2 protein-coding genes are annotated in these 16,432 nt (G+C 73.7%); both read left to right on the top strand.

The window, feature by feature from the left end:
• Positions 1-31: 31 nt before the first annotated feature.
• The gene (locus tag VGR37_21880) at positions 32-15,325 is read left to right on the top strand and encodes an amino acid adenylation domain-containing protein (protein HEV2150062.1); all 15,294 of its coding nucleotides are present in this window, start codon (positions 32-34) and stop codon (positions 15,323-15,325) included.
• On the top strand, positions 15,322-16,335 hold the full coding sequence (locus VGR37_21875; GenBank protein ID HEV2150061.1) for a hypothetical protein: 1,014 nt from the start codon (positions 15,322-15,324) through the stop codon (positions 16,333-16,335). Before VGR37_21880 ends, VGR37_21875 begins: the two co-directional genes overlap by 4 nt.
• Positions 16,336-16,432: the final 97 nt, after the last annotated feature.

Below are 16,432 nucleotides of genomic sequence, written 5' to 3'. Positions count from 1 at the left end.
GCACGGCGGCGCCCCCGACGCGAGGACCGGCTTGGAAGTAGCCATCGTCAGCATGGCCGGGCGCTTTCCCGGCGCGGACGACGTCGAGGCCTTCTGGCGCAACCTCCGGGGCGGTGTGGAGTCGATCTCCTTCTTCACCCGCGAGGAGCTCCTGGCGGCCGGGGCCGACGCCGGCCTCCTCGACCGTCCGGACTTCGTCCCCGCCGGGGGCGTGCTGGGGGGCGCCGACGAGCTCGACGCCGGACTCTTCCAGCTCACGCCACGCGACGCCGAGATCCTGAACCCGCAGCACCGTGTCCTCCTGGAGTGCGCCTGGGAGGCGCTGGAGCGCGCGGGGTACGACCCCGCCCGCGTGGAGCGCCCCGTGGGCGTGTTCGCCGGCTGCAGCGCCAACGACTACGTCTCGAACCTTCTCTCCGCCCCGGAGCTGGTGAGCGCCGTCGGGACCACGCGCATCTCCCTGGGCAACGCCCGCGACCACCTGGCCGGCGGAATCTCGTACCGCCTGAACCTGCAGGGCCCCAGCGTGGTGGTGCAGACTGCCTGCTCCACCTCTCTGGTCGCCGTGCACCTGGCCTGCCAGAGCCTCCTGGGCGGGGAATGCGACATGGCGCTCGCGGGGGGCGTCTCCATCCCGGTGCCCCTCCGCCAGGGTTACCTCTACACCCCGGACGGGATCGTCTCACCCGACGGGCACTGCCGCGCCTTCGACGCGGACGCCCGCGGCACCGTGGGCGGGAGCGGGGCCGGGCTGGTGCTGCTGAAGCGGCTCGACGACGCGCTCGCCGACGGCGACACCATCCGCGCGGTGATCCGCGGCTCGGCGGTGAACAACGACGGCGCGCAGAAGGTGGGCTACACGGCGCCGAGCGTCACCGGGCAGGCCCGCGTCCTCTCCGAGGCGCTCTCGATGGCCGGGGTGGACCCCGCGACCGTGCAGTACGTGGAGACGCACGGGAGCGGCACCCCCCTGGGGGACGCGATCGAGCTGCAGGCAATGAGCCAGGCCCTGTCCCGGGGCGAACCGGGGCACCGCTGCGCCATCGGTTCGGTGAAGCCCAACATCGGCCACCTGGACGCCGCAGCCGGGGTGGCGGGGCTGATCAAGGCGGTGCTCGCCCTGGAGCACCGCGAGATCCCGCCCTCCCTGAACTGCGCCGTGCCGCACCCCGAGATCGAGGCCGCAGGCGGCCGCGTCTTCGTGAACACCGCGCTCACGCCCTGGGAGCGCAACGGCGCGCCGCGCCGCGCCGGGGTGAGCTCGTTCGGGATCGGCGGGACCAACGCGCACGTGGTGCTGGAGGAGGCCCCGCCGGCGGAGCCCTCCGGCCCCTCCAGCGAGCTCCAGCTCCTCGTCCTCTCCGCGCGGACCCCGTCTGCGCTGGCGCGGGCCGCGGAGAACCTGGCCGACTTGCTGGAGCGCGAGGCGCCGCCGCTCGCCGACGTGGCGTTCACCCTCCGGACCGGGCGGCGGGAGATGGAGCACCGCCTGGCCGTGGTCTGCCGCGACGCCGCGGAGGCGACGATCCGGCTGCGGGAGACCGCCGCCCGCGGCTCGTCGGGGGTGCGGCGCACCTCCCGTCCGGTGGCGTTCATGTTTCCCGGAGTGGGGACGCACCACGTGGACATGGGGCGGGGACTGTACGACGCCGAGCCCGTATTCCGCGCCGCCGTGGACGAGTGCTGCGAGCTCCTGCGGCCGGTGCTGGGGAGCGACCTGCGCGAGGTACTCTACTCCGCCGCGCCGCCGGGCGGAGAGCCGGGCGGCGCGGACGGATGGGACCTGCGCAGGCTCCTGGACCGCGAAGGCGGCGACGCCATTCGCCCCGCCTCGCCGCTCGACGAGACGCGCTTCGCCCAGCCCGCGGTCCTCGTGACGGAGTACGCGACGGCGCGCCTGTGGGCCGCCTGGGGGGTGCGGCCGCGGGGGCTCGTCGGGCACTCGCTCGGCGAGTACGTCGCCGCCTGCGTGGCGGGGGTGCTGCGCCTGGAGGACGCGCTGCGGCTGGTGGCGCTCCGGGCCTCGCTGCTCGACGCGCTCCCCGCCGGGGCCATGCTGGCCGTGCCGATGAGCGAAGCCTCGCTCCGGGCCGTCCTCCCGCCCGGGCTCGACCTGGCGGCGGTGAACACGCCGGAGAGCTGTGTGGTGGCGGGGTCGGTCGACGAGGTCGAGGCGTTCGCGGCAGTGCTGTCGGGCCGGGGGACGGTGAGCCGCCGCCTTCCCACCCGGCATGCCTTCCACTCCCGCGCCATGCGCGGCGTGGCCGCGGAGCTGGAGCGCCTGGCCTCGGGGTTCGAGCTGCGTCCGCCGGAGATCCCGTTCGTCTCGGGCGTGACCGGCGCCTGGATCACGGACGAGGACGCCTGCTCGCCGGCGTACTGGGCGCGGCACCTGTGCCGGACCGTCCGCTTCGCGGACGGCGTCGCCACCCTGCGCGCGGAGCCCGGCTGGGTGCTCCTGGAAGTGGGACCGGGGCAGGCGCTGGGCGCCTGGGCCATGCAGCACCCCGCCGGAGGAACGCCGGAGGGCCGCGCCGTCTTCAGCTCGCTGCGCCACCAGCACAACCGCGTCCCCGACCTCCACTTCGCCCTGGAGACGCTGGGCGGCGTCTGGGCGGCGGGGGCAGAGGTGGACTGGACCGGGTTCGGCCGCGGCGAGCGCCGCCGCCGCGTCCCGCTCCCGGGCTACCCGTTCGAGCGCAGACGGTACTGGGTGGACCCGACGCGGCCGAACGGCGCGGGGGAGGGATCGGAGGCCGGAGCGACGACCGCCGGGCAGGCCGGGGATGCCGCCGGCGTACCTCACGAGAAAGGACCGGACGCGATGGAGAACCAGCTCCCGGCGCAGGCGTTGGCAACGGCCCCATCCCCCCGGCAGGGTGCCGTCCTGGACCTCCTGAAGAGGGTGGCGGCCGAGCTCACGGGGATCGAGGAGCGGCACGTCGAGACCGACGCCGACTTCTTCCAGGCCGGGTTCGACTCCCTCCTCCTCCTGCAGGCGATCCAGATGATCGAGAAGCGGGTGGGCGTCCGCGTCTCGCTCGTGGAGCTGCTGGAGGAGATCACCACCCTGGGCGCGCTGGCGGAGCACATCGACCGGGCGCTGCCGCCCGGGGCGATGGTGCAGGGGAGCGGACCTACCGTCCCGGCCGGGGCCGAGGCGGTCGTCGCCGCCGCGCCGGCCGCCGTGGCGGAGCCGCTGCGGACCGTCCCCGCGCCGCCCGCGTTCTACCCGGCCTCGGCCGGGCCCGCGCTCCCGTCCGCGGGGGGCGGAGGGGACGCGGGGGTGGGAACCCTGGAGCGGGTGATCGCACAGCAGCTCCAGGCCATGACGCAGGTCATGGCGCAGCAGATCGCCGCAGTGCGGGGCGACGCCTCCTCTCCACCGGCGGGAGCGGGTCCATCCTCCCCGGCGCCGGTGCCCCTGCCGGTGGACGACGGCTCGGGCTCCGCCGCCGGCGCCCGTTCGCGAGAGGTGCCGCGGTCGCCGCGCGCGAAGATCCAGCCCGAGACTTTCGTCGCCTACCAGCCCCTGAACACCGAGGGGTCCGGCGGGCTGACGCCCGGCCAGAAGGAGTACCTGGACGACTTCATCGCGCGCTACGTGGAGCGGACGCCGGCCTCCAAGGCGCACCAGGCGCGCTATCACCTGCCGCTGGCCGACAGCCGCGTGACCGCGCGCTTCCGCCGGGCCTGGAAGGAGATCCTCTATCCCATCGTGAGCCCGCGCGCCCGCGGCTCGCGGGTGTGGGACCTGGACGGGAACGAGTACGTGGACATCGGGATGGGGTTCGGGTGCATCCTGTTCGGGCACGCCCCCGGGTTCATCACCCGCGCCATCCACGAGCAGGCGGAGCGGGGGTACGGCCTCGGGCCGCAGTCGCCCGACGCGGGGCGCGCTGCCGAGCTCGTCTGCGAGCTGGGAGGCGTCGACCGGGCCATTTTCTGCAACTCCGGGACGGAAGCCGTGATGGGCGCCATCCGCGCCGCCCGCGCCTACACCGGGCGCAGGAAGATCGCGTACTTCGCGGGGAGCTACCACGGCTGGTCCGACGCGGTGCTGGGACGGCTCTTCACCGTCGGGGGACGGCGGGAGGTGCGGCCTGCCGCTCCGGGCGTTCCCGCGCTTCCCCTGGGCGACGTGCTGATGCTCGACTTCGACGAGCCCTCGTCGCTGGAGCTGCTGGCTAGGCACCTGGACGAGATCGCCCTGGTGATGGTGGAGCCCGTGCAGAGCCGCCGCCCCGACATGAAGGCGTTCGCCTTCGTGCGCGAGCTGCGCCGGATGACGCGCGAGGCGGGCGCCCTGCTGCTCTTCGACGAGCTGATCACCGGCTTCCGACTCGGTCCGGGCGGCGCGCAGGCGTACTTCGGGGTGGACGCGGACCTGGTCACCTACGGGAAGATCGTGGCCGGGGGTCTCCCCATGGGTGTGGTCGCGGGGACGCGCGAGGCGATGAGCGTCTTCGACGGCGGGCTCTGGAGCTACGGCGACGACTCGTATCCCACCGGGCAGCGCACGCTGTTCGCGGGGGCGTACTTCAAGCATCCGCTCTCGATGGGCGTGGCCTGCGCCATCCTGGAGGAAATCCGGCGGCAGGGCCAGCCGATGTACGACCGGCTGAACGAGCGTACCGGCCGCCTGGTGGAACGGATCAACGCCTTCTTCGAGGCCGGCCGCTTCCCCATCACGGCCACGAGCATCAGCTCCTGCTTCCGCTTCTACTTCGGACCGGAGGTCCGGTTCCCGGACCTCTTCAACCATCACATGATCCTGGAGGGAGTGCACGTCATCCCCGAGACGGGGACGCACTTCCTCTCCGCCGCCCACGACGACGACGACCTGGAGAGGATCTTCGAGGCCGTCCGCGCCTCGGCCGAGGCGATGCGGCGCGGCGGCTTCATTCCCGAGCCCGCCGGCGGCGCCCCCGCTTCCGCTTCCGGGCCCGCTACGGAGCCGTGCCCGTGCCGGCGGGTCCGGGACGACGGGGTCCGGGACGACGGGGTCCGGGTCATGGCCCTGACGGAGGGGCAGCGCCAGCTCTGGTTCGAGTCGCAGATGGGCGACGATGCCGCCCGCGCGTACACCGAGTCGACCACGGCGCACCTGCGCGGAGCCCTGGACGTGGGCGCCATGCGCGCGGCGCTGCAGGGGCTGGTGGACCGGCACGACACCCTGCGCACGACCTTCGGCCCCGAGGGCGACGTGCAGCTCGTCCACCCGGCGCTGGAGCTGGAGGTGCCGTTCGAGGACTTCCGCGGCGTCCCCGCCGGAGAGCGGAGCGCCCGCGTCGAGGAGTGGCTCCGCGAGACGGTGAGGCGCCCCTTCGACCTGGTGCGGGGGCCGCTGGTGCGCTTCGCGCTGGCCGCGGTGAGCGACGACGAGCACCTCCTGGTGAAGGACGCGCACCACGCGGTGCTGGACGGATGGTCGTTCGGTCTCGTCTGGCACGAGCTGGGCGCCCTGTACGCCGCGGCCAAGGAGGGTCGCCGCGCGGAGCTCCCGCCGCGCCGCGACCACGCGGAGCTGGTGCGGGCGCAGATCGAGGCGGTGCGGGAGGACCCCGCGGCCGAGGCGTTCTGGCTGGCGGAGTTCGCCGACGGCGTGCCGGTACTGGACCTCCCCACCGACCGGCCGCGTCCCCCGGTGCGCAGCTATCGCGGCGAGCGCATGGTCCGGGTGATGGACGGCGAGCTGCTGCACCGGCTCTCGGCGGCGGGGCGGCCGCACGGCCTCACCATGTTCAACACGCTCTTCTCCGCCTTCTTCCTGTGGCTGTCGCGGCTGAGCGGGCAGGACGACCTCGTGGTGGGGACCCCGTCGGCGGGGCAGGCGGGGACGGCGGGGATGGCGGAGCTGGTGGGGTACGGGATCAACGTCCTGCCCGTCCGCGCCCGGCTGGACGCGTCGGCCTCGTTCGTGGACCATGCCCGCCAGGTGCGGCGCAGCGTGCTGCGCGCACTGGACCACCAGAACTATTCCTTCCCGCAGCTGGTCGAGAAGCTGCTCCGCACCCGCGACCCGAGCCGTCCGCCCGTGTTCGCGGCCATGATGAACCTGGACCGGGTGGGCGGGGAAGAGGCCCTGGGCGACCTGCGCGTCCGGTTCGAGGGGAACTTCGGCGGCGGGTCCAAGCTGGACCTCACCTTCGGCTTCACGGAGACGCCCGACGCGCTGCGCCTGCGCTGCGACTTCTGCACGGACCTGTTCGACCACGGGACGATCGAACGCTGGCTCGCCTGCTTCGAGCGCCTGCTGGACCAGGTGGCGCGGGACCCCGGTGTGCGGCTGTGGGAGGTGGACCTGGTCGGGCCCGAGGAGCGCCTGCTGGTGCTGGAGGAGTGGAACCGCACCGCCCGCCCCGTGCCGGACACCTGCCTGCACCGGCTCTTCGAGGCGCAGGCGGCGCGCACGCCCCACGACCCCGCCGTGATCTTCGGCGAGGCTTCCATCACGTACGCCGAGCTGGACCGGCGGGCAAACCGTGTCGCGCACGCGCTCCGGCGCCGCGGAGTGGGGCCGGACGTGCGCGTCGCGCTCTTTCTGGAGCACGGGCCGGAGCTGGTCGCCGCGGTCCTGGGCGTGCTCAAGGCGGGCGGCGCCTACGTTCCGCTCGACCCGGCGAGCCCCGCGGACCGTCTGGCGTCGCTGCTGGAGGACTCGGGCGCCCTGCTGGTGCTGGCCGACGACGCCGCCGCGCTCCCCGCGTCCGCGCCCCCGGTGCTCGCGGCCGGCGCGGAGGCGTTCGTCGGCGAGCCGGACCACGCGCCCGACTGCGAGGTCCACCCGCACAACCTGGTCTACGTGATCTACACCTCCGGCTCCACCGGACGCCCCAAGGGCGTGGGGGTGGAGCACCGGAGCGCGTGCAACGTCGTCGTCAACTACCTGGGCGGGTACGACGTGGGGCCCGGAGCGCGCCTCCTCTCGGTCTCGCCCCTCCACTTCGACATGTCGGTCACCGACGTGTTCGTCGCGCTCTGCTCCGGCGCCGCGCTGGTGATGGCCCCGCGCGACGAGCTCCTCCCCGGACCGGGGCTGTTGGAGCTGCTGCGCAGCCAGCGGGTGACGCACGCGAAGTTCACCCCCTCGGCGCTGGCCGCGCTCCCCCCCGCCGACCTCCCAGAGCTGAGGGCGATCACCACCGGGGGCGAGGCGTCCACCGCGGAGCTCGCGGCCCGCTGGGCCCCCGGGCGGCGCTACTTCAGCGGCTACGGCCCCACCGAGGCCACGGTCCGCGCCACGGTGGCCGAGTGCACCGACGTCACCCGCACGCCGCCGCTCGGCCGGCCGGTGGGGAACGTCCGCGTGTACGTGCTCGACGAGCGGCAGCGCCCCGTCCCCCGGGGCGTCGCCGGGGAGCTGTACATCGGCGGGGTGCAGGTGGCGCGCGGGTACCTGGGACGGCCGGATCTCACCGCCGCGAGGTTCGTCCCCGACCCGTTCGGGCCGGAGCCGGGCGGGAGGCTGTACCGCACCGGCGACCGGGTGCGCTGGGCGCCCGACGGGGAGCTGGTGTTCATCGGGCGCGTGGACTTCCAGGTGAAGATCCGCGGCCACCGGGTGGAGCCGGGAGAGGTGGAGGCCGTGCTGCTGGAGCACCCCGGGCTCGCCGAGGCGGTGGTCGTCGCGCTCGGGGACGGAGCCGGCGGAGCGCGCCTGGTGGGGTACGTGGTCCCGGCCTCCGGCGTGGAGGTTTCCTCCTCGGAGCTCCGCGAGCACGCCAGGGCGCGGCTCCCGGACTACATGGTCCCCGCGGCGTTCGTGACGCTGGAGCGCCTCCCGCTCGCCTCCAACGGGAAGCTGGACCGCGGCGCGCTCCCCGCGCCCGCCTTCGGGGCCGAGCGCGAGACGTACGCCGCACCGCGCACTCCGGCCGAGGAGATCCTGGCGGGGATCTTCGCGGAGGTGCTGAAGGTGTCCCGCGTGGGGGCACACGACGACTTCTTCTCGCTGGGCGGCCACTCGCTGTTGGCCATCCGCCTGATCTCGCGGGTGCGCGACGCGTTCGGAGTGGAACTGCCGCTCCGCGGGCTGTTCGAGGGCCCCACCGTGGCCGACCTCGCGCGGCGGGTGGAGGGGCTGCGGCGCGCGGGGACCGCGCAGCTCCCCCCCGTGGTGCCCGTGGCGCGCGGCCAGGCGCCGCCGCTCTCGTTCGCGCAGGAGCGGCTCTGGTTCCTCGACCGTCTGCAGCCGGAGAGCGCCTTCTACAACGTCCCCCACGCGCTCCGGTTCAGCGGAGCGCTGGACCACGCGGCGCTGGAACGCGCGCTGGGGGAGATCGTGCGGCGGCACGAGTCGCTGCGGACCGCCTTCCCCCAGGTGGCCGGCGAGCCGGTGCAGGAGATCGCCCCGTACGACGGCTTCACGCTGGCGGTGGAGGACCTGTCGGCGCTGGATGGAGCTGAGCGCGAAGCCCAGGCCGGGCGGCTCGCCTCGGAGGAGGCGGCTCGGCCGTTCGACCTGGCCCGGGGCCCCGTGTTCCGCGCCCGCCTGCTGCGGCTCGGCGAAGAGGACCACGTGCTGCTGCTCTGCATGCACCACATCGTCAGCGACGAGTGGAGCATGGGGGTGTTCTTCGGGGAGCTGTCGGCGCTGTACGAAGCGTACCGCGAGGGCGGGGACTCCCCGCTCCCCGAGCTGCCGGTGCAGTACGCGGACTATTCGGCGTGGCAGCGCGAGCAGCTGTCCGGGGAGCGGCTGGAGGGGCTGCTCTCCTACTGGAGGGCGCGGCTGGCCGGGGTGCCCGCGCTCCTCGAGCTGCCGACCGACCGTCCGCGGCCCCCGGTGCAGTCGTACCGCGGCGCGTACGAGGGGGTCGCGCTCCCCGGCGCGCTGGTGGAGCCGCTCCGGGCGCTGGCCGGGAGCGAGGGCGCCACGCTGCACATGGTGCTCCTGGCCGCGTTCCAGGTCCTGCTCTCCCGGTACAGCGGAAGCGAGGACGTGGTGGTCGGCACTACGATCGCGGGGCGCTCACGGCGCGAGGTGGAGCCGCTGATCGGGTTCTTCGTCAACACCCTGGCGCTGCGGACGGACCTCTCGGGCGATCCGTCCTTCCGCGAGGTGGTGCGCCGCGTCCGCGAGGTCACGCTGGGTGCGTACGAGCACCAGGAGGTGCCGTTCGAGGCCGTCGTGGCCGACCTGAGGCCGGAGCGCTCCCTGAGCCATTCACCACTCGTGCAGGTGCTTTTCGAGTTGCACGTCCACCCGGCGGAAGAGGACCTGCGCGGGCTCAGCATGCGCGACGTCGACCTGCAGATCGACACCACCAAGTTTGACCTGTCGCTGGAGCTCGGGGCGAGGGCCGACGGGGTGTTCGGCGCGATGATGTACAGCGTGGACCTGTTCGAGAGGTCCACCATCCGGCGGATGATCGCCCACCTGCAGCGGGTGCTGGAGCAGGTCGCCGGGGACCCCGGCGCCCGCATCTCGCGGCTGACGCTCGCGGGGGCGGAGGAGCGTGCGCGGGTGGTGGAGGAGTGGAACCGGACCGACCACCCGTTCCCGCGCGACGCCTGCATCCACGAGCTGTTCGAGGCGCAGGTGGAGCGTACGCCCGAAGCCCTCGCGCTGGAGTGGGGCGACCAGGTGCTGACGTACCGCGAGCTGGACGCCCGGGCGAACCGCCTGGCGCACCACCTGGCCGGGCTGGGCGTGGGGCCGGAGGACCGCGTGGGCGTGCTGCTGGAGCGCAGCCCGGAGATGGTGGTCGCCACACTGGCGGTGATGAAGGCGGGCGGCTGCTGCGTCCCGGTGGACACCACCTACCCGCCGGAGCGGGTGGAGCTGATGCTCGCCGACTCCGCCGTGCGGGTGCTCCTGAGCCAGGGCGACCTCGGCGCGCCGCTGGCGGGCGCGGGCGTGCGCGTCGTCCGCCTCGACACCCCGCCGGAGCTGCTCTCGTCCGGACCGGCCGACCCGCCGCGCAGCGGGGTGGCGCCCCGGAACCTGGCCTATGTCTTCTACACCAGCGGGAGCACCGGGCGGCCGAAGGGCGTGATGATGGCGCACCGCGAGGTGGTACAGTTCGCGGCGTGCATCCCCGAGACCATGCCGATGGGGCCGGGCGACCGCGTCACGCAGGCGTCGAACGCGAGCTTCGACGCGGCGGTGTTCGAGGTCTGGGGCGCGCTGCTGAACGGAGCCGCGCTGGTGGGGATCGACCGCGACGTGCTCCTCTCCGCCGCCGCCCTCGCGAAGGCGCTACGGGAGCAGCGGATCACCCACCTCTACCAGACCGCCGCGCTGTTCAACCAGCACGTCCGCGAGCAGGTGGACGCGTACTCCGGCCTGCGGCAGCTGGTCTTCGGGGCGGAGGCGGTGGGGACCGAGGGAGTGCGCCGGATGCTGCTCCAGGGGCGACCGAAGCGCGTGCTGCACGAGTACGGGCCCACCGAGGCGACGGTCTGGTGCACGCTGGACGTCGTGGAGGAGGTGGCCGAGGGCGCGGCCACGGTGCCGATCGGCCGGCCGGTGCCGAACGCGCGGGCGTACGTGCTGGGCCCGGATCTGGAGCCGCAGCCCGCGGGGGTGCCGGGGGAGCTCTACGTGGGCGGCGCGGGGGTGGTGCGCGGCTATCTCGGACGGCCGGACCTGACGGCCGGGCGCTTCGTCCCCGATCCCTTCGCCCCTGAGCCCGGCGCGCGGATGTACCGCACGGGAGACAGGGTGCGGTGGCGGCCGGACGGCAGGCTGGAGTTCATGGGCCGCCTGGACGACCAGGTCAAGATGCGCGGCTTCCGGATCGAGCCCGGCGAGGTGGAGGGCGCGCTGTCGGCGCACCCCGGCGTGCGGCAGGCCCGGGTGATCGTGCGCGAGGACCGGCCCGGAGAGAAGCGGCTCGTAGCGTACGTGGTGGGCACGGCGGGGGCGGATGCGCTGCGCGCGCACCTGCGGCGGAGCCTGCCGGAGTACATGGTGCCGCAGGCGTTCGTGGCGCTCGACAGGCTGCCGCTGACGCCCAACGGCAAGCTGGATCGGAAGGCGCTCCCCGCGCCGGACCCCGCCTCGGCGCAGGACCGCTACGCCGCTCCGCGCAGCCCCGTGGAGGAGGTGCTGGCGGAGATCTGGGCGGAGGTGCTGGAGCGGAAGCGGGTGGGCGTCGAGGAGAACTTCTTCGACCTGGGCGGACACTCGCTGCTGGCCACGCGCCTGGTCTCCCGGGTACGGCAGGCCTTCGGCGTCGAGCTGCCGGTGCGCGCGCTCTTCGAGGGTCCCACCGTGGCGGAGGTGTCGAAGCGGGTCGAGGCGCTGAAGCGAGCGGCGCTGCCGCAGCGGGCGCCGGTGCTTCCGGTGCAGCGCACCGGGGCGCCTCCGCTCTCCTTCGCGCAGGAACGGCTCTGGTTCCTGGACCGCCTGCAGCAGGGGGGCAACTCCTACAACGTGTCCCAGGCCCTGCGGCTCTCGGGGGGTGCGGATGAGGCGGCGCTGGAGCGCGCGCTGGGGGAGGTCGTGCGGCGGCACGAGACTCTGCGCACCACCTTCACCGAGGTGGACGGCGTCCCCGCGCAGGTGATCGCGCCGTTCACCGGCTTCGTGCTCCCGGTGGAAGACCTGTCGGCGCAGGGCGAGCCGGAGCGGGAGGCGGCGGCGCGGCAGCGCGCCGCCGAGGACGCGGCGCTCCCCTTCGACCTCACCGCGGGCCCGCTCCTCCGCGCCCGTCTGCTGCGGCTGATGACCGACGAGCACGTCCTGCTGCTCGCCATGCACCACATCGTCTGCGACGGGTGGAGCATGCAGGTGCTCTTCCGCGAGCTGTGGACGCTGTACGAGGCGTACCGGGACGGGCGCGAGTCGCCGCTCCCGGAGTTGCCGGTGCAGTACGCCGACTACGCGGTGTGGCAGCGGGAGCAGCTGGGCGGCGAGGCCGAGCTGCGGCAGCTCGCCTACTGGAGGGAGCGACTCGCCGGAGCGCCGGAGCTCCTGGAGCTGCCGACCGACCATCCGCGGCCGCCGGTGCCGTCGTTCCGCGGCGCGAGCGTCCCGGTGAGCGTCCCGGTAGAGGTGATGGACCGGCTCCGCGAGCTGGCGCGCCGGGAGGGCACGACGCTGTACGTGGTGGCTCTCGCAGCCTTCCAGGTGCTGCTCTCCCGGTACAGCGGGAGCGAGGACGTGATGGTCGGCACCCCCATCGCGGGGCGGACGCGGCAGGAGGTGGAGGAGCTGATCGGGCTCTTCATGAACACGCTCGTGCTGCGCGCCGACCTCGCCGGCAACCCGAGCTTCCGCGAGCTGGTGCGAGGAGTACGGGAGAGCGTGCTCGGCGCGTACGAGCACCAGGAGGTGCCGTTCGAACGGGTCGTCGCCGAGGTGCAGCCGGAGCGGAGCCTCAGCCGCTCGACGCTGTTCCAGGTGATGTTCCAGCTGGACAACGCCGAAGCTTCCGCACCCGGCACGGGCGGGCTCGCGGTGCGGGGCGTGGAGGTTGAGCGCGAAGCCACCAAGTTCGACCTGACGCTGGTGCTGTACGCGCACCCCCGCGGAATCACCGGCGCGCTGCAGTACAGCACGGACCTATTCGGGCACGGGACCGCGCGGCGCATGGTGCAGCACCTGGAGCGGGTGCTGGAGCAGGTGGGGGACGACCCGGATCGGCGCCTTTCGCGGCTGCAGCTCATGGGGCGGGCGGAGCGGGCACGGGTGCTGGGATGGAACCGGACGGAGGCGAAGTATCCCGCGGACCGCTGCATCCACCAGCTCTTCGAAGCCCAGGCGGAGCGTACGCCGGACGCCGTGGCGCTCGCCTTCGAGGGCCGGACCCTCACGTTCCGCGACCTCGATGTGCGGGCGAACCGGCTCGCGCACCATCTCGCGGGGCGCGGGGTCGGGCCGGAGGTGCGAGTGGGGATCTGCATGGAGCGCGGCCCGGAGCTGATGGTCGCCATCCTGGGCGTGATGAAGGCGGGCGGCGCGTACGTGCCGCTGGACCCCTCCTTCCCGGCCGAGCGCATGTCGTACCTGCTGGCCGACTCGGGGGTGGCGGTGCTGCTGACCCACGCGAGGGTGCAGGACCGGCTCCCGCCGGGGGGCGGGGTGGAGGTGCTGGCCATCGACCGGGAGTGGGAGCGGATCGCGGCGGAGCGCGCGGACCCCCCGGAAAGCGGGGTAACCTCCGAGAACCTGGCGTACGTGATCTACACCTCCGGGAGCACCGGCCTTCCCAAGGGAGTGGCCATGCACCACCGGGGCGTGTGCAATTACATCCACTGGGGCGTGCGCGCCTACGGGGCCGACCAGGGCACAGGGGCTCCGGTCTTCACCTCCATGGCGGTCGACCTGACCGTCACCAACCTCCTCCCCCTGTTCGCGGGTCACCCCGTGAGCCTCCTTCCCGAGGAATCGCCGGTGGAGGCGCTCGCCCAGGTGCTGCGCGAGCAGCCCGGCTTCGGGCTGATCAAGATCACGCCCATCCACCTGGGGCTGCTCAACTCGATGCTCGCCCCCGGGGACCTGCCGGCCGCGGCGCACACGCTGGTGGTCGGAGCCGACTTCCTCTCGGCCGAGCCGACGGTCCCCTGGCAGGAGCACGCCCCCGGCGTGCGGCTGATGAACGAGTACGGCCCCACCGAGACCGTGGTGGGCTGCTCCGCATATGTGCTTCCCGCCGGAAAGCACCGCGCCGGACCGGTGCCCGTGGGGCGCCCGATCCAGAACATCACCTTCCACGTGCTGGACGCGCACCTGGAGCCGGTGCCGGTGGGACTGCCGGGCGAGCTCTACATCGGGGGCGCGGGCGTGGCGCGCGGCTACCTGGGCCGGCCGGAGCTGTCGGCCGAGAAGTTCGTCCCCGACCCCTTCGCGGATCCCGGGGCCCGCATGTACCGCTCCGGGGACCGCGCCAGGTGGCTCGCCGACGGCAACCTGCTGATCCTGGGCCGCACGGACGCCCAGGTGAAGATCCGCGGCTACCGGGTGGAGCTGGGCGAGGTCGAGGCGGTGCTGCGGCAGCGTCCGGAGGTGCGGGAGTGCGTGGCGGTGGTGCGCGAGGACCGGCCGGGCGACCGGCGGCTGGTGGCGTACGTGGTGGCCGATGCTTCTGCCGCCGACCCCGCGGAGCTGCGCGAGCACCTGCGGCGGAGCGTGCCCGAGTACATGGTGCCGAGCGCCATCGTGGTGCTCGATTCTCTCCCCCAAACGGCGACCGGGAAGCTGGACCGCAAGGTGCTGCCGGCGCCGAAGTACCCGGGGGCCGACCTGGAGTTCGACGAGCCGGAGAGCTACGTGGAGGTGCAGCTCATCCAGCTCTGGGAGGAGCTGCTCGGTGTGCAGGGGATCGGGGCCAGGCAGAGCTTCTTCGACCTGGGTGGGAACTCCTTCCTGGCGCTCCGGCTCTTCGCGCAGGTCAACCGTAGGTTCCACTGCGACCTTCCCGTGGCCACGCTCTTCGCCGGGGCCACGGTCCGCCAGATGGCGCATGCGATACTCGAGCAGAGGTCCGCGACGGCGGCGCCGCCCTCCTCGCTGGTCCCCCTGCAGCCCAACGGAGACCTCCCCCCGCTCTTCGTCATCCACTCGTCGGACCGCAACGTGATGGGCTACGTGAACCTGGTGCGGCACCTGGGGGCGGAGCAGCCCGTGTACGGTCTGCGGGACGTGGGGGAGGACCTGGCGCGGCCGATCACCCGGATCGCCGCCGAGCACGTCGCGGCGGTGCGGTCCCTCCAGCCGCGGGGGCCGTACTACCTGGCCGGCTGGTCGTTTGGGGGGTTCGTCGCGTACGAGATGGCCGTCCAGCTGGAGCGCGAGGGCGAGACGGTGGCCTTCGTCGGGCTGCTGGACACCATGTCCACCGCCCTCGCGCAGGAGTGGCCCTGGCAGGGGGACGCCGACCTCACGTCGACCCTGGCGCACGAGATCGCGGAGCAGACGCGGCGCCCGTTCACCCTGCGGCCCGAGGACCTGCAGGGGCTGGAGCCGGACGAGCAGGTGCGCCGGGCCGTCGAGGCGCTCCGCGAGCAGGGCGCCGTGCCCTCCGGGTTCGAGGCCGCGGTGCTGAGGGACGCGTGCCGCACCGTGCGCGACCGCAACCGGAGCTACGCCGGCTACGTGCCGGGCCGCTTCTCCGGAACGCTCACCCTGTTCCGGGCGAGCTGCCTTTCCCCACGCCACGAAGAGTTCTTCGCCCCGCTCGGCGACGACGATAGGCAAACGCTGGGCTGGTCGCGGCACGCCGATGCCCCGGTGGAGGTGCACCCGGTGCCCGGGACCCACGCGACGGTCGCAGCCGAGCCGCACGTGCGCGTGCTCGCGCGGCACGTGCGCGAGTCGCTGTCCGCGGCGCGGGAGCGCGCCGCGCGCCAACCCTCCACCGCCGTCCGCCCATGAACCAGCCCGCCGCCGCTCCCGATCAGGTCTGCATCCCCGCCCTGGCCGTGGGCGGATCCATGGTGCGCCGGAGGCACGTCCTCTCGGTCCTGGACCTGTCGCCGCAGGAGGTGCTGTACCTCTGCCGCCGGGCCGTCCGGATCAAGCACGCGTCCCCGGACCCGCAGACGCTGCGCGGGCGGACGGTGGGCGTCTACTTCCGGAAGTCGTCCACCCGCACGCGCACCGCCTTCACCGCGGGCGCCGGGCGCCTGGGCGCGACCGTGGTCACCTTCGGGCCCGACGACCTGCAGACGACCACCGGCGAGACGCTGGAAGACACCGCCCGCACCCTGGCCGGCTACCTGGACGTGCTGGTGATGCGCACCAACGGGAGCGCGGACGAGATGAAGAAGTTCGCCGCTCATCCCGGGATGTCCGCGGTGAACGCGCTCAACGAGGACGAGCATCCCACGCAGGCCCTGGCCGACCTGACCACCCTCCTGGAGCACTTCGGGCGGCTCGAAGGCCTCGACGTCCTCTACTGCGGCGAGGGGAACAAGTCGGCCGCAGCGCTGGCCCTGGCCATGAGCCGCATCCCCGGCACGCGCCTGACGCTGGCCACGCCCGAGGGGTACGGCGTTCCCGAGCGCACGCTCGCCGCCGCGCGGGCGATGGCGACGGATCACGGCACCGTCGTCGACCAGACCCACGACGCCTCCCGCCTCCCGAGGGGCGTGGACGTGGTCTACACCAGCCGCTGGCAGGAGATGGGGGTGGGCAAGCCCGACCCGGAGTGGCGAGCGCGCTTCCTCCCGTTCCGGGTCACGCGGGAGCTGATGAGGCGGGTTCAGAAGCCGCGCGGGACGGTGTTCATGCACGACCTCCCCGCCGTGCGCGGCGAGGACGTGGACGACGAGGTGCTCGACGGCCCGCAGAGCCTGGCCTGGGTGCAGGCTCAACACAAGCTCTTCAGCGCCATGTCAGTGCTCGAATGGTGCGGCGTGGGGGCCGTGGACGACGAGACCTGACGGGGCGATGCGACGACGACCTGCCGTGCGGAGCGCGCTTTTGGGCGTGATGCGAGGAAACGCCTGACCTCTGCGTGAGGCCCATGCAAACAGCAGC

It is taken from the genome of Longimicrobiaceae bacterium, from assembly GCA_035936415.1.
Lineage (GTDB): Bacteria > Gemmatimonadota > Gemmatimonadetes > Longimicrobiales > Longimicrobiaceae > JAFAYN01.
The sequence above is the reverse complement of the archived record's forward strand: the minus strand, read 5'-3'. Positions and strand labels throughout refer to the sequence as shown.

What these genes read in the sequence shown, in the direction of transcription:
- VGR37_21875 (HEV2150061.1), top strand. Translation starts at nt 15,322, where the DNA reads ATGAACCAGCCCGCCGCCGCTCCCGATCAGGTCTGCATCCCCGCCCTG.